Below are 24,887 nucleotides of genomic sequence, written 5' to 3'. Positions count from 1 at the left end.
CCCAGAGCACGAAATAAGCAGCCCCGGGTGCGGGCAATCTAGCTATACTCTTCCATAACTGGTTAGCTACCCTACCCTACCCTACTACTCACAGATACCACGCCTCTTCGGGTGCCAGCGCGAGGTGCACCCTCTGGCCCGGTCCGTAACTGGCCTCGGTGGCCCGAACCAGTACCCGGGCCCCCGACACCTGCACTTCCAGCTCCTGGTAGCTGCCATAAAACCGGCTACCGATTACGGTACCTGCTACCCCGCCGGTGGCTTCTGCTACCAGCCGTAGGCTTTCCGGGCGCGCGAGCAGGCGCTTGCGGGTATCTGCCGGGCGACCCGTCAGGGCTTTGGCCAGTGAGCCGCTGAACAGGTTATACCCCCCGAAAAGCGCGGCCACATACTCCGACACCGGCTGACGGTAGATATTGGCCGGGGTGCCTTGCTGCACGATGCGGCCACCCTGCATCACCAGAATTTCATCGGCCCAGGAAAGCGTATCCAGGGGGTCGTGGGAAATAAGGGTGCAGGTAATACCCAGCTGGTCGCCGATGTCCTGCACCACTGCTTTCAGCACCCGCTTGTGCACCATATCCAGGTTGGAGTAGGGCTCGTCGAGGAGCAGGAGCTGGGGGGAAGAAAGCAGCAGCCGGGCCAGGGCAATGCGCTGCCGCTCGCCGCCGGAAAGTTCGTCGGTGCGGCGCTGGGCCAGGTGGCTGATGCGGCACACCTCATAAAGCTGCTCGGCGGCACCGGCACGCAGCTTGTTGGCGTAGCGCAGCACCTGCTCTACCCGCAGAAACCGCGGCAGCTCAAACTGCTGCGACAAATAGCTGATGCCGGGGTGGCCGGGCATGAGCTGCTCCGCCGGGCCTTTCACCCGCTTATCGTTTAGCCATACCTGCCCGGCCGTGGGCTGCACCAAGCCCGCCACCACCTGCAGCAAGGTGCTTTTGCCGGCCCCGGTTTCGGCGGCTATGGCCAGCTTCTGGAAGCGCTGCTGCGTGAAGCTGACTTCGTGCAGGGCAAACCGCTCTTTCTCCTGCACACTCACCCCGGAAACGCGTAACAAACTCATAGCAGCAACAAGCAAAACATGGCCGGAACCTCAAGGCCGCGCCGGCAAAGGCCCTACCCCCTTCCGGAGGCCAGGCACCCCAACAGCGGCAGCCCGCAAGATACGCACGCCCAAGCCAGGCAACCCGGCCAGGTACCGCGCACAAAAAAACGCCCGGATTGCTCCGGGCGTTTTTCAGGGCAGGCTACTGCTGAAGCAGCCGCTTAGCTGTTGCGCGGGGTGGTGTAGTCGGTATCGGAGTCGGTGCTGGTGCGGCCGCCGTCGAGGCGCTCCACATCTACCTCGGTTTTGCGCACGGTGTCCCGGATGGTTTCCTCACGCTCCGTTACCTCCTTGCCCAACGAAATTTCCTCTACTACCCGGGCTTCTTTGCCCACTACGGCCCGCTCGGCGCTTTCCGTAATTTCGATTTCGCCTTCCTTAAAGGCAGCGAAGTCGGCCTCGGTGGCGGGCCGGTCCACGGGGCGGCGCTCAATGTTGATGTGCTCTTCGCGCAGACGCACGTTGGCTTCCACGGGGCGCTCTACAATGCGGCTGCGCAGGCGGGCGCCGCCGGTTTGCTCCACGCGCTTGCCTACCTGCAGGTTTTCCTCAATTACCTGCGCCGTGGCGCCGGTATCGGTGGTGGCAGCGCCGGTAGTGGCGCCGGCAGCGTAGCTGTTGCCGTATTGGTAGCCCGTCTGGCCGGCGCGCTCATCTACGTCAACGGCACCGGCTTCGTCCAGGATTTCGGCGGCGCGGCGGGCGTTTTCCTCGGAGTGGGCGTGCACCGTTACCACCGAGCCACTGTTGCGGGCTACGTGCGAGTAGCGGCGGGCATCCTCGGAGTCGTCGCCCCCGAACAGGTTGCTGAAGAAGTTGCTGATACCGTCGCCGGCCCGTTCGGCCGTGCGGCCGGCCGCGTCGGCGGCGCCTTCCACGGCCGTGCCGCTGTTATTGCGGTAGTTGCTGTCGGAGCCTTGGCTATTATAGCTATTGTAGCTGTTGCTGGAAGCTACATCTACGTTCTCGGTGGTAAAGCCGGCGGCAGCCAGGCGTTGGGCGGCCTGCTGGGCCTGGGCAGCGGTTTCGAAGATTCCTACTACGGTCTGGTTCATAGCTTTAGGGGAGGATTAGGGTGAAAAAAAGGAAGGAAAAGAAACGTAAGGGGGAAAGTCAGGAAGCCGGGGGCATGCCCGGAGCGGGTGGGGCCAGCGGCTCGCGGGTAACCTGCACCGTTTCCTGGCGCAGCACTACCTGGTGGCTTTCCTGGGTGGGTACTTCGTGCTTCGTGATGTGCAGCTCCTCTACCACCAGCATGCGCTTTACTACTACCTCACGCACCACCGGAATAATCATGGTGTCGCCTTCGTAGCGTACGCCGGGCAGGGTAGCCCCATCGGCCACAAACTGGTTTACGGGCACCCGCTCCACCTGCACCTCATCGTGCAGCAAGGTGAAGTTCAGGGTTTCGGGGTGCTCTTCTATGGTCTTGGTCAGGCGCACCCGGCCCGTTTCCACCACCTCCCGCCGAATCACGGCGTGTTCCTCAATAACGGGAACCACAAGGGAAGCATCAGAAACTACTTCGGGTAGCCGGGAGGCAGCGCCAGCCGCAGGATTAGGGGGTGTGTTCATAGCGAGGGTTTCTACGCCCCCGCTTGGCCGCGCTGCTACCGCCAAGCCCTGTTTTTTGCTTATAAAATTCTGGCTTTTATAACTATCCTCATACCTCGCAACCTTTTATAAACAAACGTTTTACAGGGCATAAACCGGAGGAAAGCCGCTAAAGCTGCAGGATTCATTCTCTTCTATAATAGGACTACGCCAGCAAATATTTACGACCCATTTCCTGGCAGAATAATGGCCTGTCGGCGGCGCCCCACAAAAAAACGCCCGTCGGGCCGACGGGCGTTTGGTAGCGAGTACCCGCAAGGGGCCTCTTACTTCTGGGCTTCTACCGGAAACTTGTCCAGGATTTCTTTGGCGTCTTTGGCAAATTCCTCGCCGATGCGGGCGGGGTTGCCCACCGGGTCGGCCACGGAGCCGCGCCATACCAGGTTACGGCTGCGGGCATCAATAAAGTCCAGAATCATGGTGCCTTCCTTGTACGTCTCGGTGCGGTAGCCCGTGTTGTAGTAGGGCGAGGTATACCAGTACCCGTAGTTGATAGGGATAAAGCGCCCCCGATACGACATAGCATAAGGGAAGGCATAGCCCGGCGCGGGCGGGTTGGCCACGGTGCGCTCGGCCTCCTCAATGTAGAGGTGGTAGGTCAGGTAGAAATCGGGGCGGGCGTTGCCGGTTACAGGCCGGATGCCGCGCTTGGCCATTTCGCTGTTGATGGCGTTCTGGATGATTTCGTCGTTGAGGGAGCTTTTGTAGATGGGGTTCTGGGAGTCGGCCGATTTCACGTCGGTTTTGGCCCAGGCATAGGTCCGGTACCGGCTGAAATCGACGCCGGGCTTTTGCTGCACGGCTACGGGCGAAGAACAACTGCTCACCAAGGTTATGAGCAGCAACAGGGCTGCGGTCAGGAAAGACTTCATCAGGTTTTGCGTAGAGTGAGGAAAGAATATCTGCCTTGCTATACCGGCCTCGCAGGGCGGAAGTTGCGCCGGGCCGGAAAGCTGCACACCCGGCAGAAGAGCTTAAACTCAACCGTTTGCACTCCGGGGTCCGCGTTTAAGGGCTGGGCCGCCTTTGGGTGTCTTGAGGGGGTAGGGCGGGCTCCCTACCTTTGCGGCGGCCTGCCGCGGGCGGCCCGCGCTGCCTGCTCCTACCCCCTTTTATCCTACACAGACATGCTCCGGCTATTTTTTGGGCTTTTGCTGTTGGCGACGGCCTGCGCGCCGGCCCGCTACGCGGCCCACACCCTGGATGCCCCCGCCCTTACTATCCACCAAACAGTGGCCATTCTGCCCTTTGAGGTTACCCAGGACCGCATCCGGCTCCGCGACATTCACAACCTTGGCCCCGATACCTCCCACGCTACCCTGCAGCGGGTGCAGCAGGCCTGGCAGGAAAAGCAGCGCCGCGAAGGCGAGGTCGTGGCCTACCAGCTGCAGGCCTTGCTTCAGGCCCAGCTGCAGCAGCAACAGCCGGCGCGCGGCTACTCCGTGCGGTTTCAGGACGTAGCCGAAACCAACCGCCGCCTGCAGCAGGCCGGCATCAGCTACGCTACCCTGCCCGAGCAGCCTATGGAGCGGCTGCAGCAGGTGCTGGGCGTTGATGCCATCCTTTCGGGACAAACCGATTTGTACCAGCCCCTGCCCGCCGGGCTGGGCCTGATGGGCCGCGTGCTGCTGAACGAGCCCCTGCTGGGCTCCAACCAGCCCTCGGCCATTCCGAGCAGCCAGGCCACCACCAACCTTACCCTCCACGACTGCCGCAGCGGGCAGCTGGTGTGGCGCTTTGATTTTGAGCGCCTCGGCAACGCGGCCCTCAAGCCCACCCGCCTTACCCGGGACCTGGTACGTACGTCGGCGGGCGGGTTCCCCTACCGGAAAAAGTAGTCGTGGCCGTTGTGGGCAGGGCGGCCCGGTACCGTTGAACTGGCCCCCAGGCCGGGGCCAGTGGCCCGTAACCTTTGGCTACCGCGGCCGGTTTGTACTGATTCCGGGCCCCAAGCAGCCCGGTAATTCCGACACTTTTCTATCCTTTCATCATGGAATACATTGAATTAGGCTCTTCGGGCGTGCGCGCCTCGCGCATTACGTTCGGGAGCTGGGCGGCCGGCGGCTGGATGTGGGGCGGCACCGAGCAGAACGACGCCGTAGGCGCCATCCACGCTTCCTTCGACCTAGGCGTAACCAGCATCGACACGGCCCCTATTTACGGGCAGGGCCTGAGCGAGGAAATTGTGGGCGAAGCCATCAAAACCCTACCCCGCGACCAGGTCCAGATCCTGACCAAGTTTGGCATGCGCTGGGACGAGCAGAGGGGCGACTTCGGCTTCAAGAGCAAAAACAACCAAGGCCAGGACATTGATGTGTACAAGTACGCAGCCCCGGAAAGCATCATCCGGGAGTGCGAGGACAGCCTGCGCCGCCTCGGCACCGACTACATTGACCTCTACCAGATTCACTGGCCCGATAAAACCACGCCCATTGCCGACACCATGGAGGCCGTGCAGCGCCTGATTGAGCAGGGCAAAGTGCGGGCCGCGGGCGTGAGCAACTATTCCGTGGAGCAGATGCGCGAAGCCGAGCAGGTAGTAAACCTAGCCTCGAACCAGGTGCCCTACAGCATGGTGCGCCGCGATATTGAGCAGGATGTGGTGCCCTATTGCCTGGAGCACAATAAGGCTATTCTGGCCTACAGCCCCATGCAGCTGGGTTTGCTGACCGGCAAAATCAAGCCCGGCCAGCACTTTGAAGCCAGCGACCTGCGCGCCACGCACCCGCTGTTCAAGCCTGAGTTCGTGACCCGCGTGAATGCCTTCCTGGATAAAATCAGGCCCATGGCGGAAAGCAAAAACGCCACCCTCGGGCAGTTGGTGCTGCGCTGGACGCTGGCCCAGCCGGGGATTTCGGTGGCGCTGGTGGGTGCCCGCAACGCCGAGCAGGCCGTGCAGAACGCCCGTGCTATTGAGGTGCAGCTCTCGCCCCAGGAGGTAGATTTTATCAGCCAGCAGCTGGGGCAGCTGTAGCAGCAACCGGTATAAGTCCTACCCCCTTCGCAAACCAAAAGCGCCGCCCATGTTGGGCGGCGCTTTTGGTTTGCAACCTTTTGGCCGGCAGGCAGCTCTGTAAATTATAACGGCGCTACTCTGTGCTGTACCCCACCTTTCCTACCCTTCACTTATGCGCAAACCCCTCCTCTACTCAGGCATTATCGGGCTGGGACTTTTGGTTGGCAGCTGCCAGGATGATAAGGACGCCCCGCCCGCCCCGGAGCTGCTGAACACCCGCTGGAAGCTGGTGCAGGTAGAAGAAACGCCCTTGTCGGTTTCCAGCTACTCCGATACCTTTCGCTCCTACATCCGGTTTACTACCGGCCCTAACCGCACGGAAGGCCTGGCGCCCTGCAACTCCTTCGGGGGCACTTTCACGCTGAGTAGCAGCCCCGGCGTGCTCAGCATCAGCGAGCAATCCTCTACCAAAGCCACCTGCCCCGCTCAGAGCATTGAGGATAAATTTCTGGCGGCCCTACCCCGCACCGTAGGCTATGAAATCAGCGGTAACGAGCTGCGGCTTTATGATGCCAGCAATACGTTGCGGCCCTTGCTTATTTTTGAAAAAGCCGAGTAAAATCAACTAAAAAGGCCACTCCCAATGCAGGAAGTGGCCTTTTTGCTATTGAAGCAGCTTGAGCTTAGCAGTTGCTGCCATCGAGGCCGCAGGCGGCGCCATCGGTGCCGGCCAGCTGCACGGGCCGGGGGCGGCTTTCTTCCCATACCTTGTCCAGCACTTCTAGGAACAGCTCGGTAGGCTGGGCCCCGGACACGGCGTACTTGTCATCGAAAACGAAGTAGGGCACGCCGCGCACCCCAATCTGGCGGGCCTGGTACTCATCGTGGCGCACCTCCTGGGTGAACTGCTCGGAGTGAAGTACCTGCTCTACTTCGACAGCGGGCAGGCCTATTTCGGTAGCCAGGCGGGCGAGGGTAGCGAAGTCGTTGAGGTCCTGGCCTTCTTCGAGGTAGGCTTTGAAGAAACGCTCCTTGGCTGCGTCCTGCTTGCCAAATTTGTCGGCCAGGTGCACCAGGCGGTGGGCGTGCAGAGTGTTGGCGTGCACGGCCCGGTCGAAGTCAAAGGCCAGGCCTTCTTCGGCGGCCATCTGGGTCATGTTGGCGCTCATCTGGCGGGCCCAGTCCTCGGTATTGCCGTACTTGGCGGCCAGCAGCTGGTAGAGGCTGGCGCCGGGTTTAGGCCGGGCCTCGGGGTCCAGTTCAAAGCTGTGCCACTCAATTTCCACCGCATCGGCGTGGGCAAAGCGGGCCAGCGCGTTTTCCAGGCGCCGCTTGCCGATGTAGCAGAAGGGGCACACAATATCAGACCAGATTTCTATTTTCATGCTGAAGGAAGATGATTACAAGTTCAGGCGGGTATAAGCCGCATACCCGGTAAAAAGTTTTGTGCCGGAGGTGGCCCGGCGGCGTCCCTCCCCCCTTTGCTCTACCCCATGTCTCTGCACTCGTTTGATGCTTACCTGGAAGCCGGCGGCCCCAGCTTTATGCCAACCCAGGTGGTGCACCTTTCGCCGCTACTCGTGGAGGCGCTGGGCGGCAAAACCACCAAGCGCGTGCGCGGCACCCTGAACGGCCACCCCATCCGGCTGAGCTTATTGCCCCAGGCCGGCGGCGGGCGCTACCTTATGGTTAACAAAGAACTGTGCCTGACGGCCGGGGTGCAGGTGGGACAATACGTACAGCTGCAGCTGGAGCCCGACCCCGAGCCCGACCAGGTACCTCTGCCCGCCGAGCTGGCCGAAGCCCTGGACGCCTGGCCCGAAGCCATGCTCCGGTTTCAGGCCCTACCCCACGGGGCCCGGCGGGCCCTGGCCCAGCACATCAGCACGGCGCGGCAGGCCGAAACCCGCGCCCGCCGCGCCGTGGAAGTAACCGGCCGACTGGCGCGCGGAGTGAATCCGTTTCGGAAGGAGTAGCTACTTGGTCAGGACAATGCTGACCACTTTGCCCGGACCGCCCACGGTAAATTTGCAGTCGTTGAAATCGGGTGGAGCCAGGCGGGGGCGCACGTTGTTGGAGAAGGCGAAGGGCTCCGTCGGGATGCCCATAAAGTTCTTATCCAGCTTGTCGTTGTTGTTGGTATCCTGGGTAATAGCCACGGCCCACTCGCCGGGTTCCAGCTCCACCGGCAGGCTTACCTGCTGCTGCCCGCCGGGCTTCACTACCCGCATAAAGGCGTAGCCGCCCTTGGTCAGAAACTTCTCCCGCGCGTTGTAGAAATACAGCTTTACGGCGGCGGAAGTAGAGGCCAGGGCCGATACCACCACCGTAACGGAAGAGGGGCCGTCGGCCGTCGCGGAAGCCGTGGGAACAATTAGTCCGGCGGCGCAAAGAGTAGTCAGGCAGAGGAGCTTCGGTGCTTGCATAACAGAGAATAGGCAATGGGGCGCTGCCTGCCCAACACGGCCTACCCCCGAATAAGTGCCGAAGCCCGCGCTTTCGCGCCCGCCGCGCGGGTAGCGTTAGTGCTGCCGGAGCCATTCCAGAGCCATCTGTCGCTCCTCGAAGGTGAGAAGCAGGGGCCAGGAACTGCGGTTGACGGAGTAATCGGTGTGGCGGCGGCCGGTGAGGTCGGGCGGGTACACCCAGGCCAGATACTGCAGCCCGGCATTAAACAGGCGGGGCAGCACCTGAATGGAATCCCATTCCTGAGCCGTCACGTTCATTACCGTCAGGTGGGTATTGTCGTTGAGGAGCTTGGTGTACTTCCCGGCCTGCACGGCGGCCAGTACGGCTTCGGCCCCTTCCCGCACGGTAGCGGCCGTTTGGGGTCCGCGCCAATCGGCCCACAGCAGCTCAGTTGCCGCGTCAGACAACAGCCGTAGCTGCGGCAGCTCCCGTAACAAGTGCAGATCGGAAGGCTGCCGGGCAGACAAATGCTCCGGATGCTGGGCGGAAAGGCGTGAGGGCACGACACTACATAAACTGGAAAACAAGAAGAGCTAGCCCACCCGGTACCGTCATTGACCAGAACCCTACCCCGAGGCTTACCGGAGGCTAAGACACCCTAAATAAATATAATTATACTTCATTAACTACCAGGGCTGAGGCCTCTTTCTTGTGGGCTCTACCCACCCTGATGCGTGATTATTACGAGCACAGCTACTCATTAGGCAGCCCTGCCAGGTGAGCCCGCAGGAAGGAGGCCGTTATGCTTACGACCAGCTCCGGGGCCTGGCGGTGGGGCGTATGCCTCAGACCGGGCAGCAGCTCGGCCTGGGCTGGGCCCGCCACCTGGCTGGCAATGGCCGTTACCTGGGCCTCGGTGCCGTATTCATCGTGGGCGCCCTGGAGCACCAGCACCGGGCACTGCACCCGGGGCAGGTAGTGCTCTATGTTCCAAGCCCGAAATTCAGGGCTCAGCCAGGTATCAGTCCAGGCCCGGAACAGGCCTTCGGTGTTGGCGCCGTGGTAGCGGGCCAGGCGCTGGGGCAAATCGGTGGTGGCGTACTGCTGCCGGGCCGCCCGGATGCCTCGTAGCGTTTCTTCTTCCACAAATACGTGCGCCCCAATGATTACCACGGCTGCCACCAGGGCCGGAGGCGCCGTGGCCGCCGCCAGCAACGCCAGCGTGCCGCCATCGGAGTGGCCGAAAAGCACGGCCCGCGTGATACCGCAGGCGGCCAGCACGGCGGGTATGGTCTGGGCTTCTTCTTCGAGGTAGGCCGGGGTGCGGGGGTAGGGGCCCAGCGGGGCCGACTCGCCATACCCGCGCCGGTCGTAAAGCAGAACGTGGCACCCTAGGGCGGTGGCCAGCTGCTCGGGCAGGTCGCGCCAGAGCCGAATGCTGCCCAGGGAATCGTGCAGTAGCACCAGCCAGGGCCGCCCTTCGGCCTCGGGGCTGGCATGGCGCAGGCTCCGCACTTGCAGGTAGTGGTCAGGAAAGGGCAGGGTGAAATTGGCAGGCGTGAGCGGCAGTACAGTAGACATAGCGCAAGTATGCAACCATTTGTCTGTTACCTTGCTCCTTTCATTGCCTGGCTTTCTCTCATCCTGCTTCGTTCTTATTTCTATGCGGCGCCTCCTACCCCTTATCTGCTCTACCACCGTTGCCCTACTCACGGGTTGTGCCAAGGATACGGAGCCGGTGCCCGCGCCGGTTTATCTGCTGGATCAGCGCTGGCTACTGGTTGAAATAGATGGGCAAGCCCCCAGCCAGCAGCCCGGCAGCTCGGCCACCGACCTGCTGCTGAACGCCGTGGGCAGCAATAACACGGGCCAGGCGGCCTGCAACCGCTACGGCGGCAGCTACCTGCTGAACTCGGGCACATCTCAGCTGAGCTTTTCCACGCAGTTTGCTACCTACGCTACCTGCGCCAACCAAAACCTGGAAACGCGCTACTTTCAGCTGCTGCCCCAGGTAACCCGCTATACCATCAGCAACCGCCGGCTGGCTCTCTATGATGCCGAGCACTCTCAGCCCGTGCTGGTATTCCGGGCGGCCGAATAGCCAGCGCGGGGCTCAGAAACCCACGTTAAGCACCAAGGGCTGCAGCTCCCAGCGCCGGTAGTAGGAGTTATACACGGTACGCACACCGGCCTCCAGGGGAGTGCGCAGGCGCAGCGGATTAAACACCGCCGATACATCGAAGCCCAAGGTGTAGTAGCTGCCCCGCAGCAGCCCCGATTCGCCCCGGACGCCATCGGCGAAGGCGCTGCCTTTCAGGCGCTGCACGTACAGCACCCGGCCCAGCTCCCAGTGCACGTCGGCCAGGGGCAGGCGGTATTCGGCGCTCAGGGAGGCCAGGGTGTTGTAGCTGAGGTAGGGCAGGGAGCGGGGGTAGAAGATGGCCGAGCCAAACCGGTACTCCTGCTGCTGCTGCCACTGGTAGCCCGCCCGCAGGCGCACGGCATGGTGCAGCCCTACCCCCGGCAGAAACAGGCTGGCCTGTGCCGCCCGCTGCTCCCCCGACAGCCCTGTACCGAAGGGCGTGCCGCGCCACACCACACTTAGGCTCTGCCCCCAGCGCGGGGCCACGTCGCGGTAGCTCTGGCGCAGGGTGCGGGCGAAGGCCAAGCTGCCTACCAGCGCGTGCAGGGGCCGGCGGCCGGCCTCGGTAATCGGGCGCGAGGCCAGCTCGTAGCCCTGGGTTTGCTCCAGCTGGTAGTACGTGCCCACCGTGAGAGAGGTAAGCATGCGAGAGGTCGTGAGCGTCAGGGGCAGGCGGGTGCCCACGCTCAGGCGGTTGTACTGCCACCGGTCGTAATCGGTGCCGCCCGTGGCCAGGCGGCCGGCCACCCGGCGGGCGCCGTGCTCCAGGCTGAGGTCCAGCACCGGCCCGAGGCCCTGGTAGCTGGCATCGGCAAACACGCGCCCGGTGCGCTCCACCCCGTCGTAGCCGGCGCCTACCAGCAGCTGGGTGGTACTCAGCACGTCCTGAGCCCGCAGGCCCAGATTCAGGCCCGTGCCCGAGGGACTTTGTACCAGCCCCCAGCCATAAAGGTTCAGGGCGTGAGGCAGGCGGCGGTAGCGGCGGGCAGTAAGGGACGCGCCGGCCACCGAATCCTGAGGTAGCACGGCTCCCACCGTGCGGGCGCCGGGCTCCCGGACCGTTAGCTCATCGGCATAGAGGTTGGGCGGGGCGGGGGCCGTAGGGGTTGCCACCGGCCGCCACTGCTCCGGCCGCAGGGGCATTTCCAGCACCCGGCTGCCCTGGGCCCGCACCTCATGAAAAGCCAGGCGCTGCCCATCGGGCGAAACGGCAGCGTGGTAGGCCCCCACCGGGCGCGCCGTTACCTGCCGCACCTGCCCGCTACCCACGCGCACGGCGTACACCTCATCCTGCCCCGAGCGAGGGGAGTTGAACAGCACATAGTCCTGCCAGGGCTGGGGGTGCGAAAGGTTGTCGTTGGCGGGGGGTAGCACCGTACGGCTTTGGCCCGTTTCCAGCTCCAGCAGCTCCAGGCTTTTGCCGGCCGCTTCTAGCCGCACCACCGCCGCCGTGCGGCCATCGGCCCCGAAGCGCGGGTGCAGGTAGGGCAGGTTACGAGGGTTGGCGAAGGTGCGCAGCACGGCCCCGCTGCCGGCATCCAGCAGCTGCAGGCGGTGCTGGTAGGCCGAGTCAGTGCTGACGGTCAGCAGGCGCTGCCCATCGGGCGAGAGCACGGCGGCGGTGTAACGAGTGCGGCGGCCGGGCCGGCTGAGCTGCCCGGTAGCCAGGTTCAGCACGCGCAGCTCGGAGTACACCTGCTGCTGCCAGCGCGGACTGTAGCGAAACTCCAGCCAGGCCGCTTTGCCGCCCCCCACCGAGAGCTGCTCGGCGTTGTGGTGCAGGCCCAGCACCAGGCGCTGCCGCTCCTGCCCGCCCCGGTGCAGCTCCACCAGCTGCGGGGTGTGGCCCAGGCCGCTTTTCAGGGCTAAAACGGTATTGTTATCAATGTACTGCGGAAACTGGTACTCGGTGAAGACCTGCTGAGTGGCGGCCACGGGCAGGTCGGTAGCAGGTGTCAGCTCCCGGCCGGCCTGCTGGGCGCGCCAGGTGCTGTCCAGCTCCTGCATGGTGCGGGCGTACAGGTCGTCGGTGCGCAGGCCGGTGGTCAGGCGGAGCTTGTCGGAAAACGAAAGCGGGTACACCGGAAAGCGGTAGTAGCGGTTGAGCACCTCACCCCAGGCTCCGGCACCGGCTGTGCGCTTGAGGCGGGTGGTCAGGAAGTAGCCCAGCACGTAGTGGTTGGGCACCTGGTCGCGGAAGGAGCCGGCCACGGCCTTAGCATAGGAGTAGCGCCGCCCGGCCAGCAGGTTAGCCCGCAGGTAGGCATCAAAGTTCGGAATCCGGCCCCGGCCGCTGCGGGTCAGAGCGGTTTCGGTGCCCACGGCGTCGCCTTCAGCAAACCAGTCGGGCACACCCAGGGTGGTGAGCCCCAGCCCGCCGTAGCCTCCCAGCAGGTAGCCCAGCTGCCCTACCCCCTGCCGGGCCTTATCATACTGCACCACGTGCCGGTACTCGTGCACGGTCAGCTGATCCAGCCAGTCGAGGGTGCCGGTCAGGAAGGGGTCTTGGGGGAAGGTGGTGAAAAACTCGGAGTGGCGCGGCAGCAGCGTCACGAAGCCATTGCCGATAGTGGTGCGGGTTTGCAGCACCACGGTTACCGGCCGGGCGGCCAGGCCCAGCGAGGTCCCCGCCGGCTCGTGTACCTGCTCCAGGCGATGGGCGGTGCGGCGGGCGCGCTCGGCAAACCCCTCGGGGTAAAGCACCCGGAAGTGGGGCGTACGCACCTCATACCACCGCACGGAGGCCGGTACCTGGTCGAGCACGGGAAGGGTTTGGGCCAGGGCGGCCCCGCAGGGCAGGGCTACCAGCAGAGCCGCCGGCAGCAACGTACGCAGGGAAACTATCACGCGGGAAAAATCGGATGGAAATTCCCCGAAGAAACTACGCTTCCGGCCCGAAAGCAAACCCGATGGCCCGGGGGCCGGCTACATCTGACGCAGCCAGGAGGCGGCCGTTTCAGGGTTGTCGAAGGTCAGCACTACCGGGCGGGTGGTGTGCTCCAGGGTCAGGTCGGTGGAAAGGCGGCTATAGACGTTGGGCGAGTAAATCCAGGCGAAGTACTGCAGGCCGGCCTCGGCCATGGCCGGAAACCACTCCTTGCCGCCCCACTCTGAGGCATCGAGCCACATGCTGGTTACGCGGCGGTTGTCATTGAGCACCTTATGGCACTGCTCCTGGCGCAGCAGCTCCAGCATGCGCAGCGCGCTAGCCTTCACCGACTCCCCGGTCTGGTCCCCGGTCCAGTCGGCATACAGCCAGTCGTTGCCATAGTCGAAGTAGATGCTGATGTACTCGTCCTGGTGCAGCAGTCGTAGCGCCATAATTCAGTGTATTTAGTGATAAAGAAACGGCATCGGCGGCACTTTCGCCTGAGCGGAGGGGTAGGCCGGCCCCGGCCCGAAAACCGTTGTGCTTTTTGATAGGGCCGGGGGCCGGCGCCTGCGTATCTTTGCCTGTTCCCGCCCCGTTCTACCATGGTTTCTGAGTCTCTCGATTTCCAACTCCTGTTTGAGGTTCTGCCAGCCCCCCATCTTGTTTTGACCCCTACGCTACAGGTGGCAGCGCTTAACGAGGCCATGTGTCAGCTGCTGGCCCGGCCGCGGGAAGCCCTAGTAGGGCAGCCGGCCCTGGCCGTGCTGCCGGCCCAAACAGACTCGCCGGAGCTGGACCGCTGGCAGACGGCGCTGCAGCAGGTGCTGGAACATCAGACCACCAGTCGCCTGGACGCGCTGCGCTACCAGCTACCGGCCCGCACGGCGGGCCAGGCCCCTACCACCCACTACGCCCAGGTGTTGCTGAAACCGGTGCTGAGCCCGGCCGGCGAGCTGCGCTGCATTCTGGTACGGGTACTTGATGTGACGGCCCAGGTGCAGGCCGAGCAGCAAATGCAGCTTAGCCACGATAACTTTTCGACCCTGGCCCGCACCAGCCACGATGTGCTCTGGGAACTGGATTTGCGCACGGGTCACCTGTGGCACAACGAAATGTTTACCACGGCTTTCGGCTACCCGCGCACGCCCGAGTACCAGACCCAGGAGTTCTGGTACAGCTGCCTACACCCCGATGACCGCCCCCACGTTGACGCGGCCCTGGAGGCCCTGCGCACCGGCTCCGAAACCGACTACCAGCTCAGCTACCGCATGCGCCGCGCCGATGGCAGCTGGGCCGACGCTGTGGACCGCTTCCACATCATCCGCGACGAGGAAGGCCAGGTAGTCCGGTTGCTGGGCGCCGTGCAGGATGTAACCCAGGCCAAGGCCACCGAGCGGGCCCTGCACTACAGCCTGGAGCAGTTCCGGGTGCTGGCCGAGTTTATTCCGCAGCTGGTGTGGGTGCTCAATGCCCAGGGCCACAGCCTCTACACCAACCAGCGCTGGATCGAGTACACCGGCCTGCGCAGCTTTCAGGACGCAGACTGGGCCGCCCTTGTTCACCCTCACGACCGCCTACGCACCACGGCCCAGTGGCAGCAGGCCCAGCAAACCGGCACCAACTACCAGTGCGACTACCGCCTGCGCGGCCAGCACGGCCAGTACCGCTGGTTTCTGGCCCAGGCCCGTCCCGTGCTCGATCAGGCAGGACGGGTAGCCAAGTGGTTTGGTACCTGCACTGATATCGAAGACCAGAAGCAAACCCAGCAGCTGCTGGAGCAGAAAGACCGGGAACTGCAGCTGATTCTGGGCAAGGTGCCGGCCTTTATTGCCACGCTGCTTGGGCCTCAGCACCTGGTGGGCTTCATCAACCAACATTTCAGCGACCTGCTGGGCGGGCAGGTGCGGGTGGGCCAGACGGCTCGGCAGGCGGCCACGGTGCTGGCCGGCCAGGGCTTGTTTGAGTTGCTGGACGAGGCCTACGCCAGTGGCCAGACCCTGGTGGAGCAGGAGCGCGGCGTGTGGCTGGGGCCTGAGGGGGCACAAGAGCAGCGCTACTTCGATTTCACTGTTCAGCCCCTGCTGGACAATGCTGGCCAGCCCCAGGGTATTCTGGCGTTTGCGGTGGAAGTGACGGAACGTGTGCAGGCCCGCCTTCGCCTCGATGACCTAAATCAGGAGCTGCGCCGCCAGGATGAAATCCTGCGGGTCATGACCGAGTCGCTCCCCCAGATTACCAGCATTACGCTACCCAATGGCTCCATGGAGTACCTGAGCCCGCAGTGGTTTGAGTACACGGGCCAGACCATCGACGACCTGCCGCGGTGCTGGAGCCTGGCCCTCCACCCCGAGGACATGAGCACGGCCCGCCAGGCCTTTGAGCAGGCCACCGCTACAGCCAGCCCGTTTAGCGTGGAGGTCAGGCTGCGCCGCCACGACGGGCAGTACCGCTGGCACCTCAGCCGCTCGGTACCCTCGTTTACGGCCGATGGCCAGCTGCAATGCTTTTACGGAGCCTGCGCCGATGTGCAAGACCAGCGCCTACTGGCCGAGGAGTTGCGGCGCAGCGAGCAGCAGTTTCGCTTTCTGGCCGAAAGCGTGCCGGCCATCGTCTGGACGGCGCGGCCCGATGGGGTTATTGACTACCTGAACTCCCGCTGGACCTACTACACTGGCGTACCCGTGGAGCAGAGCCTGCAGGAAGGCTGGACCGGCCTGCTCTGGCCCGCTGAGCAGGAAGCCGTGTACAACGAGTTCAGCCAGAGCATCCGGACGGGAACGGAGCTGGATATGGAAACCCGCCTGCTGGACGTGCGCACCGGCCAGTACCGCTGGTTTCTGCACCGGGCCCGCCCCCTGCGCGACGAGCACGGCCAGATTCAGCGCTGGTTTGGCACCACCACCGACATCGACGACTACAAGCGGGTGCAGCAGCGCCTGGAGGAGAAAAACGCCGAGCTCACGCGTACCAACCAGGACCTCGACAGCTTTGTGTACGCTGTCTCGCATGATCTGAAGCAGCCCATTCACAACATGGCGGGCATTTTTCAGGAGCTGATCCGCACGGCCTTCTTCCGCGACCCGGACGCCATGAAGCTCATCACCATGTTCGAGAAGTCCTTGCACCAGATTGACGGCACCATCCACAACCTCACGGAGCTGGTGCGCCTGCAGAAGCTGCGCCACGAGCAGCCCGCCGAGCCGCTCGACCTGGCCCAGCTGACGGAGGAAGTGCTGCTCAGCATTCAGGAGCAGGTAACCACCTCCCGCGCTCTGATTGAGGTGAGCTTCGGGGCCGTGCCGGTGCTGCTTTTTGTGCGGCCCCACCTGCAGAGCGTCCTCTACAACCTGCTCAGCAACGCCCTGAAATATGCCGCTCCGCACCGCCGGCCCCGCATCAGGCTCCGCACCCTGCTGGTGGAGGGCCATCCGGTGCTGGAAGTACAGGACAACGGCTTGGGCCTGGACCTGCAGCGCTTTGGGGGGCAGCTGTTTCAGCTGTTCCGCCGCTTCCACGACCACGTAGAAGGGGCCGGGCTGGGCCTCTACCTTGTAAACCGGGTAGTGCAGAACGTGGGCGGCCACATTGCCGTGGACAGCACGGTAGGCGAGGGTACCACGTTCCGGGTGTCGTTGCCGGCCAGCACCCTGCCGGCTTCGTAGCGCCGGCAGGACCCGCACGGGGTGGTAACCCGCGGCGGCCGTGCTACCTTGGGTATCGGTTTCTATCCTTTGCCATGCCCTACCCCTCCCTCGCCTCCAAACTGCCCGATGTGGGCACCAGCATTTTCGCCGTGATGACCCAGCTGGCCCAGGACAGCGGGGCCATCAACCTGGCCCAGGGCTTCCCCGACTACGACCCGCCCCGGCCCCTGCTGGAGGCCCTGGGCCGCCATGTACTCACACCCGGGCACCAGCAGTACGCCCCCATGCCGGGGCTGCCGCGCCTGCGCGAGGCCATTGCCGCCAAAACCGCCCGGCTTTATAACTACCTACCCGACCCAGCCACCGAAATTACCGTGACCAGCGGCGCCACCGAAGCCCTGTACGCGGTGTTGGCCGCCGTGGTGCGCCCCGGCGACGAGGTAGTAATTCTGGAACCGGCCTACGACCTCTACGCCCCGGCCGTGCGCCTGCAGGGCGGTGTGCCCGTGTACGTGCCCCTGCTACAGCCCCACTTCCGCCCCGACTGGGACCGGGTGGCGGCGGCCCTGACCCCGCGCACCCGGCTGGTTATGCTTAACTCGCCCCATAATCCCACGGGCGCTACTCTCACCCCCACCGACCTGGACACCCTGGCGGAGCTGCTGCGGCCTACCCCTACCCTGCTGCTCAGTGATGAAGTGTATGAGCACATGGTATTCGACGGGGAGCCGCACCACAGCGTGGCGGGCCACCCCGAGCTACGGGAGCGAGCCTTTGTGCTGTCCTCGTTCGGTAAAACCTACCATGCCACGGGCTGGAAGGTGGGGTACTGCGTGGCCCCACCGGCCCTCACGGCGGAGCTGCGCCGGGTGCACCAGTTTATCACCTTCAGCGTGAGCACGCCTACCCAGCACGCCCTGGCTGATGTGCTGCCCGAAACCAGCCTCTACGATGCGCTGCCGGCCTTTTACCAGCAGAAGCGCGACCTGTTCCGGGAGTTGCTGGCCGGTACCGGGTTCCGGCTGCTGCCGGTGCAGGGGGCCTATTTCCAGGTGGCCGACTACCAGGCCCTGGCCCCCGACCTCGACGACGAAACCTTTGCCCGCCGCCTGACCCAGAAAACCGGGGTAGCCGTGGTTCCGCTGTCGGCCTTTTACCACAACCGCCAGGACCACCGGCTCGTGCGCTTCTGCTTTGCCAAGCAGGAGGCTACCCTGCGCGCCGCCGCCGAGCGGCTCCGGCAGCTCTAAGGAGCCGGGGCGGCAGTACGGCGCGATGACCTAGAGCTGCCGGCAGTTTTATGCGCCGAATCTTCTTGTTTTTCGGTATAATACAGGACTTAACTGTTTGCCTTCTGCTTTAACCTTGTTGTTGTGTCTGATCTGACTGTTTCCTTCGTGCAGGCCTCCCTCCAGTGGCACGATCCGCAAGCCAACCGCCGGGAGCTGGGCCGCCACATCGATGAAATATCGATTGCCACGGACCTGATTGTGCTGCCAGAAATGTTTACTACCGGCTTCAGCATGAAGGCGGCCGAGCTGGCCGAGCCCGTGGACGGCCCCACCACCGCCTGGATGCGCCAGCTGGCCGCCGCCCGCGACGCGGTAGTGGTGGGCAGCATCATCATCAAGGACCAGGAGGCCTACTACAACCGCCTGCTGTGGGTGCGGCCCGATGGCACCGTCAGCCACTACAACAAGCGCCACCTGTTTACCATGGCCGGGGAGCACGAGGTGTATAGCTCCGGCACTGACCGCCTGATTGAAGAGTGGCGGGGCTGGCGCATCTGCCCGCTGATCTGCTACGATTTGCGCTTCCCTGTCTGGAGCCGCAACCCCCTCGATAACCCCTACGATCTGCTGCTGTACGTGGCCAACTGGCCCGCCATCCGGCGCACGGCCTGGATAACCCTGCTGCGGGCCCGGGCCATCGAAAACCTGGCTTACACCATGGGCGTGAACTGCGTGGGGCTGGATGGCAACGGCCATGCTTACACCGGCGACTCGGCCCTGCTGGACATGCGCGGCGAGTATCTGGTGGAAGTCGGCAACCAGGAAACCAGCATTACCCGCGCCCTGCGCCGCTCCGAGCTGGAGGCCTTCCGGGAGCGGTTCCCGGCCCTGCAGGACGGCGACCATTTTGCTCTGCAAAGCCTGGTGCTGCAGCAGCCCGCCCCCCACTAAGCCCTCGTTACACACGCGGAAGCCCGCGGCATCTGGTAGCAGATGCCGCGGGCTTCCGCGTGTGTAACGACCAGGAAACCAGGCTAGCGTTCGGCCGCTACCTCCAGGCGGCGCACGGCCGTTTCGCCAGTTAGGGCCTGGCAGCGCACCAGATAAATACCAGCGGCCAGCCCCGTCAGATCCAGCCGGTGCTGGCGGGCGGGGGGGGTAGCAGGCCGCACCACGCGCCCGGCCAGGTCCAGCAGCGTAACCCGTACGGGCTGGGCCGCTTCCACGGTGGCGGCGGTCAGGGCCGGGTTGGGGTACACCTGCAGGGGTAGGGTAGCCTGAGCCGTCTGCTGAGAGGTAATGAGGCGGTTGCGGGTCACGAAGCTGGTGACACCGCCGCCCTCCAGCCCCAGAAACAGCTCGGGGGCCCCGTCGGCGGTGAGGTCGGGGGCAGCGAGGGCGTAGTGGAACAGGGCGGCCGTGCCCAGCCGCCCGGCCAGAAACTGCCCGGTCAGGGCGTTATAGAACAGGTCGGTGCGGCCCTGGAAGGCCCCTGTCTGGGCGCGGTAATTCGAGAAGAAGCGAATCTGGCCGCTGGCATCGGCCGTCAGCAGGTCAGGGCGGCCATCCCCGTCGAAATCGGCTACGGCGGGGTGCAGGTTCACGGGGCGCTGCCCGGTAGCGGTGCGCAACTGCCCGAAGTCGGCCTCCTGCAGGGCAAAGGCCTGGCTCAGGTTAGCTGCACCCGTATTGCGGTAGTAGCGCAGGGAGCCGCCCTCATCGGGCACGTTGGTTCCCAGCAGCAGATCCAGGCGTCCATCGACATCCACATCCGTGAAACAAAGCGCGTTGCCGGCGCTGGCGGGCAGGGTAGCCAACGTAGCCGGGGTAGTACCAAACACGGCGGCCCGGCCCGGAGCAGCGGTATTGAGCAGGTAATACACGGCATGGGTAGCTGCCTGACCCGCCGTGACGCCCGGCCGGGTAGCCGAGTACACCAGGTCCAGGGCCCCATCCCGGTTAAGGTCGGTCAATACGGGCTTCAGCTGGGTGTATTTGCGGCTGAGCAGGCCCAGATAATCCGTGGTGACCAGCTGAAACGCGGGCTGGGTAGCCGTGCCAGTGTTGCGGTACAGGCTCAGGCTTGCCCGGTAAAACCCGGCCGCGTTGTTGCGGCTCACCCCACCCACCAGCATATCTAGCAGCCCGTCGCCGTCCACATCCCCGAAGGTGGGGGCCGCGGCTTCGCTTACCTCCAGCATGTCGCGCTGCAGAAAATCGGTTTGCTCGCGCACCAGCGTTGGGGCCGCGCCGGTGCCCGTGTTACGGTAAAGCCACACCGACTGACGGGTTTCCACGGTATCCACGTTGTCGTAGAGGTTGGGGGCCACCAGCACATCGGGGCGCCCATCGAAGGTAACGTCGGCGAGGTAAGCGGCCGGGAAGTTGGGTACGCGGGCGGCGGCAGTGCCCGCCGGGAAACTGGTGTTCAGGCCACTGCGAGGCATGTTGGTCGTTTGGGCCGTGCCATCGTTGCGCAGGCTCACCAGCTCGGCGCAGTTGTCGCGGCCCGTAAGTACGTCCTGGTCCCCGTCGCCGTCGAGGTCCAGCAGCGTGAGGTTGTAGCCGCCCGTATGCTGGGGCCGCAGCGGGGCCGACTGGCACTGCTCGGTGCCAAACGCGAAGCTGGTGCACGGCCCCAGGCAGGCAGCAAACCCGCCCCAGTGGTCGGAGCCCAGCGCAAACTGCAGTCCTCCGCAGGCGGTGGTACTGGTGTTGCGGTAGTAGTTCACGGCCGGAAACGGCGAGGCAAAGTCGTAGGTCACAATGTCCAGCCGGCCGTCGCCGTTCACGTCCCGCACATCGGGCATGTTGTAGCCCCCGCCTGTGATGTTGATGTCGCCACCCAGCACCGGGTCGGGGTCGAAGTAGGTGAGCTGGCTGGTAACCAGCCGGAAGCCCGGCCGGCCCTGGGCGTCGGGCTCGTGGTGATACACCCGGATGTTGCCCCCGTTGGCATAGGTGAACAGGTCGGGCCGGTTGTCGCAGTCATAGTCGCGCAGCAGGGCCCAGCTTTGCAGACCGGCCGGAAACAGGGCCTCGTACTCGGGGGCGTACTGCCAGGCCCGGCCCGTGGGGGCCGCCACGCTCAGAAACGTAAATACCCGGCCCGCGGCCCGGTCAAACACAAACAGGTCGGGTTCCTGGTCGGCGTTCAGATCGATGTTGGAAAACTGGGGCGAATTCAGGCCGCCCACCCAGGGGTTGCGCAGGGTATAGGTGCCGTGCACTACTTTTGCCACGTCGCGGTATTCAAAGCCAAACGGCGCGCTGCTCTGGGCCGAGGCCGGGAGGGAAAAGCCGCTGAGAAGAGCGGCCAGAAAGCTGGCGGTAAAATACTGACGCATGCATACGGGCGTTATGGTCCGAGTTACGAACACACTTCTTCTGCCCTAAGTTACATGCAAAACCGCACGCCCGACCTCGCGGCGCTCTACAGCCGGTTCCGGGCCGCTTCGGCCGTCAGCACCGACTCGCGCCAGCCCCAGGACGGCACCCTGTTCTTTGCCCTGAATGGCCCCTCGTTCCGGGGCCGCGACTTCGCGCCGCAGGCCCTGGCCCGGGGCGCCCGCCACGCCGTGGTCGATGATGAAGCCCTGGCTGCCCAGGACCCGGAGCGCTACACCTTCGCCCCCGATCCGCTGCTGGCCCTGCAGGAGCTGGCCCACTACCACCGCCGTCAGCTGATTATTCCGGTGCTGGCCATTACCGGCTCCAACGGCAAAACCACCACCAAAGAGCTGGTGTACACAGTGCTACGCCAGCGCTACAAGGTGCAGTACACCCGCGGCAACCTCAACAACCACATTGGGGTGCCGCTTACCCTGCTCAGCATCCGGCCCGGCGAGCATGAGCTGGCCATTGTGGAAATGGGCGCCAACCACCAGGGCGAGATTGAGCTGCTCTGCCGCCTGGCCGAGCCTACCCACGGCCTGATCACCAACATCGGCAAGGCCCACCTGGAGGGGTTTGGAGGGGTAGAGGGCATCGTGAAAGGCAAGGGCGAGCTGTTCCGGTTTCTGGAGCAGGTAGGCGGGCTGGCTTTCGTAAACACCCTGGACGCCCGCCTGCCCGGCATGGCCGCCACCGTGGCGGAGCGCATTACCTACCCCGGTCCCACCGACAGCTACCCCGCTGAGCTGATCAGCGCGGCCCCGCAGGTGGTGCTGCGCCTGTTCGATGGCACGGCGGTAGAGGCCCAGATTACGGGCGGCTACAACTTCCCGAACCTGGCCGCCGCCGCCGCAGTAGGCGCCTACTTCAAGGTAGAGCCGGCCGCTATTGCCGAGGCGCTGGCTAGCTACGCGCCCACCAACAACCGCTCCCAGCTGGTGCGCACGGCCCACAACGAGCTGGTGCTGGATGCCTATAATGCCAACCCCAGCAGCATGACGGCGGCTCTGAACAGCTTTGCTGCCCGCCCCGGCAACCCCGCCGAGAAGGTGGTAATTCTGGGCGACATGTTTGAGCTGGGCCCCGACAGTGAAGCCGAGCACCGTGTTATCGGGCAGCTGCTGAGCAGCCTGCCCTTCGGCACCGTGGTTCTGGTAGGCTCCGATATGCGCCACGCCGCCCTGGACCCCACCTTCCTGCACTTCGCTACCAAGCCCGAAGCCGCCGCCTGGCTGCAGGCCCACCCCCTGCGCAACCGCCAGCTCCTGATTAAAGGCTCCCGCGGCATGGGCCTGGAAACCCTGGTAGAGCTGGTATAGGAGGTGATGAGGTAAATAGTGAGAGGTGAGAGGTGACTGGCGGCAGACTTCTGGCCTGCGGCCAGGCGTCTGCCCGCCGGGAAATGGGGCAAGTCTCCTGACTTGCGGCCGCCGCAGGCGGCCACCTCGCGCCTGCGCCATTCGGGAGTCTTTGAACTGCTACCCCACCCATCCTTCCCAAGAAAGAAAGCCCGTGCAACACTGCTGCACGGGCTTTCTTTTTCAGGGATGCTACGGCCCGGATGTACCCAGGCCGCTCAGGTGGCCCAAGCGGCGCAAGAGCGAGGTGGCCGCCTGCGGCGGCTGCAAGTCAGGAGACTTGCCCCATTTCCCGGCGGGCAGACGCCTGGCCGCAGGCCAGAAGTCTGCCGCCAGTCACCTCTCACCTCTCACTATTTACCTCATCACCACCTAGAAAGGGCTGTCCAGCTCCGCGAGGGTAGGCAGGATCTGGTCTTTGGCCGACACAGTGGGGTTTTCTACCCCCCACTGAATGCCCAGAGCGGGGTCGTTCCAGAGCAGGCCGCCCTCCGACTGGGGCGCGTAGTAGTTGGTGCACTTGTAGAGGAAGAGCGTGTTGTCTTCGAGGGCCGTGAAGCCGTGGGCAAACCCGGGCGGCACGTACAGCATGTTGTAGCGCTCCGAGTCCAGCTCTACCATCAGGTGCTGGCCGTAGGTAGGCGAATCCTTGCGGATGTCCACAATTACATCGAGGGCGCGACCCTGGGCCACGCGCACGAGCTTGGCCTGGGTGAAGGGCGGCTTCTGAAAGTGCAGGCCGCGCACCACGCCCCGATCGGAGCGCGACTGGTTGTCCTGCACCCATTCGCCGATAATGCCGGCCTCGGTCATTTTCTGGGCGCTGAAGGACTCGAAGAAGGCCCCGCGGGCATCGCCGAACACCCGGGGCTGGATTTCTACCACTCCCTGAATAGCAAAGTACTTAAACTCCATGTAGTCTTACTTAATGATGATGCCCGCAGCCGGCGCAAATTAGCCAGAATTACGAGCGTTTTGAGCGGGCGGCGGTTACTTCCTGCACCACCTGCAGGTATTTGTTCAGCACGATGCGCTCGTCGAACTTCTGCTCGGCCAGGCGGCGGCCGGCGCGGCCCATCTGCTCCAGCTCGGGAGCGGGCAGGCGCAGCACCCGCAGCATTTTGTCGGCCAGGTCAGGAGCGTTGCGCACCTCACAGAGCAGGCCGTTCTGGCCGTCAACCACAGTTTCGCGGCAGCCGGGCACATCGGTGGTTACAATGGGCTTGCCCATGGCGGCGGCTTCGAGCAGGGTTTTGGGCGTGCCCTCGCGGTAGGAAGGCAGCACCACGCAGTCGGCCTGCCGGATGTGGGCTGCTACGTCGTCGGAGGTGCCCAGGTACTCGACGTGGCCGGCCTGCAGCCACTGCTCAAACACAGCCCGCTTCACGCCTACCCCCCCGCTTTCATCAATACCCCCAAGCAGCTGCACGCGGGTGCCGGGTGCGGCCTCGCGCACCCGCCGGGCTGCCTCAAAGTATTCTTCTACGCCCTTCTCGTAGAGCACGCGGGCAATCATGAGGAAGGTAAACGGCTCGTGGCGCTCGAACGTGGGGGCGGGCCGGAAGCGGTGGGTATCAATGCCGGAGCCGGGCAGCACGTCGGTGATGCGCTTCTCCACCAGGCCGTGCTCCAGAAACAGCTGGCGGTCATCGTCGTTCTGGAAAAACACCCGCTTCGGAAATTTGAACGCGAAGCGGTAGAGACCCAGGGCCACCCGGCTCACGAAGTTCTTCACGATAAACACCGTGCCCAGGCCCGACACATTGTTGACGCTGGGGATGCCGGCCAGCCGGGCGGCTATGGTGCCGTAGATGTTGGGCTTGATGGTGTAGTGCAGTACCACATCGGGCCGCTCGCGGCGGTAGAGGCGGTAGAAGCGGCGCGTGAGCTGGGCATCTTTCACGGGGTTGGTGCCCTTGTTTTCCATCAGAATGGGCACGAAGCGGCAACCCAGCTCGGTTTCCAGGCGGGCCGAGTAATCGTCGGGGGGAGCTATGGCCAGCACCTCGTGGCCGGCGGCCTGCAGGGCCTGCACCAGGCTGCGCCGGAAGTTCCAGATGTTCCAGCTGGTATTAATAACGATGGCAACGCGCATTCCAGGGGTATGAGGGAGCGGAAAAGAGTGCAAAGGTACGGGGCCGGAGCAGCAGAGTTGTAT

Annotated in this window: 22 protein-coding genes; 9 read left to right on the top strand and 13 right to left on the bottom strand. The window is 64.2% G+C overall.

Annotation, left to right across the window (positions count from 1 at the left end; all coding sequences use genetic code 11):
• Nucleotides 1-88: 88 nt before the first annotated feature.
• From FGZ14_RS17555 to FGZ14_RS17540, 4 genes are all read right to left on the bottom strand, one after another.
• Entirely contained in the window at nt 89-1,066 is a 978-nt protein-coding gene (locus FGZ14_RS17555; RefSeq protein WP_139925490.1) for an ABC transporter ATP-binding protein, read from the bottom strand.
• 203 nt (nt 1,067-1,269) lie between these two features.
• A complete protein-coding gene (locus tag FGZ14_RS17550) occupies nt 1,270-2,163 on the bottom strand; it encodes a YsnF/AvaK domain-containing protein (protein ID WP_139925489.1) in 894 nt (297 codons plus the stop codon).
• Between the two features lie 58 nt (nt 2,164-2,221).
• Nucleotides 2,222-2,683, bottom strand: a complete 462-nt coding sequence (locus FGZ14_RS17545; protein ID WP_139925488.1) for a YsnF/AvaK domain-containing protein — start codon at nt 2,681-2,683, stop codon at nt 2,222-2,224.
• 305 nt (nt 2,684-2,988) lie between these two features.
• A complete protein-coding gene (locus FGZ14_RS17540; RefSeq protein ID WP_139925487.1) occupies nt 2,989-3,594 on the bottom strand; it encodes a DUF4136 domain-containing protein in 606 nt (201 codons plus the stop codon).
• 255 nt (nt 3,595-3,849) lie between these two features.
• Between FGZ14_RS17540 and FGZ14_RS17535 the strand changes: the two genes are divergently transcribed.
• The 3 genes from FGZ14_RS17535 to FGZ14_RS17525 all read left to right on the top strand — a co-directional run bounded on the left by FGZ14_RS17535 (nt 3,850) and on the right by FGZ14_RS17525 (nt 6,297).
• Entirely contained in the window at nt 3,850-4,560 is a 711-nt protein-coding gene (locus FGZ14_RS17535; protein WP_139925486.1) for a hypothetical protein, read from the top strand.
• A gap of 152 nt (nt 4,561-4,712) precedes the next feature.
• Complete coding sequence (locus FGZ14_RS17530; protein ID WP_139925485.1) at nt 4,713-5,696, top strand: aldo/keto reductase; 984 nt, start codon at nt 4,713-4,715, stop codon at nt 5,694-5,696.
• Nucleotides 5,697-5,850: 154 nt separating this feature from the next.
• Nucleotides 5,851-6,297 (top strand): META domain-containing protein, encoded by a 447-nt coding sequence (locus FGZ14_RS17525; protein ID WP_139925484.1) that lies wholly within the window; start codon nt 5,851-5,853, stop codon nt 6,295-6,297.
• A 64-nt stretch (nt 6,298-6,361) separates the two neighbouring features.
• On the opposite strand, the gene FGZ14_RS17520 is transcribed toward FGZ14_RS17525, so the two are convergent.
• Nucleotides 6,362-7,063 (bottom strand): DsbA family oxidoreductase, encoded by a 702-nt coding sequence (locus FGZ14_RS17520; protein WP_139925483.1) that lies wholly within the window; start codon nt 7,061-7,063, stop codon nt 6,362-6,364.
• Nucleotides 7,064-7,171: 108 nt separating this feature from the next.
• Here FGZ14_RS17520 and FGZ14_RS17515 point away from each other — a divergent pair, with 108 nt between their 5' ends.
• Nucleotides 7,172-7,654, top strand: a complete 483-nt coding sequence (locus FGZ14_RS17515) for a YdeI/OmpD-associated family protein (protein ID WP_139925482.1) — start codon at nt 7,172-7,174, stop codon at nt 7,652-7,654.
• Here the strand turns inward: FGZ14_RS17515 and FGZ14_RS17510 are convergent, their stop codons facing one another.
• The 3 genes from FGZ14_RS17510 to FGZ14_RS17500 all read right to left on the bottom strand — a co-directional run bounded on the left by FGZ14_RS17510 (nt 7,655) and on the right by FGZ14_RS17500 (nt 9,668).
• Nucleotides 7,655-8,104 (bottom strand): DUF2141 domain-containing protein, encoded by a 450-nt coding sequence (locus FGZ14_RS17510; protein WP_139925481.1) that lies wholly within the window; start codon nt 8,102-8,104, stop codon nt 7,655-7,657. It lies immediately after the preceding gene.
• 96 nt (nt 8,105-8,200) lie between these two features.
• Nucleotides 8,201-8,650: a hypothetical protein gene (locus FGZ14_RS17505; protein WP_139925480.1), complete on the bottom strand. Its 450-nt coding sequence runs from the start codon at nt 8,648-8,650 to the stop codon at nt 8,201-8,203.
• Between the two features lie 190 nt (nt 8,651-8,840).
• A complete protein-coding gene (locus FGZ14_RS17500; RefSeq protein ID WP_139925479.1) occupies nt 8,841-9,668 on the bottom strand; it encodes an alpha/beta fold hydrolase in 828 nt (275 codons plus the stop codon).
• An 82-nt stretch (nt 9,669-9,750) separates the two neighbouring features.
• Between FGZ14_RS17500 and FGZ14_RS17495 the strand changes: the two genes are divergently transcribed.
• Complete coding sequence (locus tag FGZ14_RS17495) at nt 9,751-10,188, top strand: META domain-containing protein (protein ID WP_139925478.1); 438 nt, start codon at nt 9,751-9,753, stop codon at nt 10,186-10,188.
• A gap of 12 nt (nt 10,189-10,200) precedes the next feature.
• Here the strand turns inward: FGZ14_RS17495 and FGZ14_RS17490 are convergent, their stop codons facing one another.
• Together FGZ14_RS17490 and FGZ14_RS17485 are read right to left on the bottom strand one after the other, a co-directional pair.
• Nucleotides 10,201-13,077: a hypothetical protein gene (locus FGZ14_RS17490; RefSeq protein ID WP_308217157.1), complete on the bottom strand. Its 2,877-nt coding sequence runs from the start codon at nt 13,075-13,077 to the stop codon at nt 10,201-10,203.
• 78 nt (nt 13,078-13,155) lie between these two features.
• The gene (locus tag FGZ14_RS17485; protein WP_139925477.1) at nt 13,156-13,551 is read right to left on the bottom strand and encodes a hypothetical protein; all 396 of its coding nucleotides are present in this window, start codon (nt 13,549-13,551) and stop codon (nt 13,156-13,158) included.
• 153 nt (nt 13,552-13,704) lie between these two features.
• Between FGZ14_RS17485 and FGZ14_RS17480 the strand changes: the two genes are divergently transcribed.
• From FGZ14_RS17480 to FGZ14_RS17470, 3 genes are all read left to right on the top strand, one after another.
• Entirely contained in the window at nt 13,705-16,764 is a 3,060-nt protein-coding gene (locus tag FGZ14_RS17480) for a PAS domain-containing protein (protein WP_139925476.1), read from the top strand.
• 74 nt (nt 16,765-16,838) lie between these two features.
• Nucleotides 16,839-17,996, top strand: coding sequence for a methionine aminotransferase (locus FGZ14_RS17475; protein ID WP_139925475.1), 1,158 nt, complete (start codon nt 16,839-16,841; stop codon nt 17,994-17,996).
• A 123-nt stretch (nt 17,997-18,119) separates the two neighbouring features.
• Nucleotides 18,120-18,929, top strand: a complete 810-nt coding sequence (locus tag FGZ14_RS17470) for an amidohydrolase (RefSeq protein WP_139925474.1) — start codon at nt 18,120-18,122, stop codon at nt 18,927-18,929.
• 83 nt (nt 18,930-19,012) lie between these two features.
• On the opposite strand, the gene FGZ14_RS17465 is transcribed toward FGZ14_RS17470, so the two are convergent.
• On the bottom strand, nt 19,013-21,325 hold the full coding sequence (locus tag FGZ14_RS17465) for a T9SS type A sorting domain-containing protein (RefSeq protein ID WP_139925473.1): 2,313 nt from the start codon (nt 21,323-21,325) through the stop codon (nt 19,013-19,015).
• A gap of 54 nt (nt 21,326-21,379) precedes the next feature.
• On the opposite strand from FGZ14_RS17465, the gene murF reads away from it, so the two are divergent.
• Complete coding sequence (gene murF / locus FGZ14_RS17460; protein ID WP_139925472.1) at nt 21,380-22,690, top strand: UDP-N-acetylmuramoyl-tripeptide--D-alanyl-D-alanine ligase; 1,311 nt, start codon at nt 21,380-21,382, stop codon at nt 22,688-22,690.
• A gap of 411 nt (nt 22,691-23,101) precedes the next feature.
• Here murF and rfbC read toward each other — a convergent pair whose 3' ends face one another.
• Complete coding sequence (rfbC, locus tag FGZ14_RS17455; protein WP_139925471.1) at nt 23,102-23,644, bottom strand: dTDP-4-dehydrorhamnose 3,5-epimerase; 543 nt, start codon at nt 23,642-23,644, stop codon at nt 23,102-23,104.
• Between the two features lie 49 nt (nt 23,645-23,693).
• Complete coding sequence (locus tag FGZ14_RS17450) at nt 23,694-24,824, bottom strand: glycosyltransferase family 4 protein (protein ID WP_139925470.1); 1,131 nt, start codon at nt 24,822-24,824, stop codon at nt 23,694-23,696.
• Between the last annotated feature and the right edge of the window lie 63 nt (nt 24,825-24,887).

This window comes from Hymenobacter sp. DG01 (assembly GCF_006352025.1).
Taxonomy (GTDB): Bacteria; Bacteroidota; Bacteroidia; order Cytophagales; family Hymenobacteraceae; genus Hymenobacter.
The sequence above is the reverse complement of the archived record's forward strand: the minus strand, read 5'-3'. Positions and strand labels throughout refer to the sequence as shown.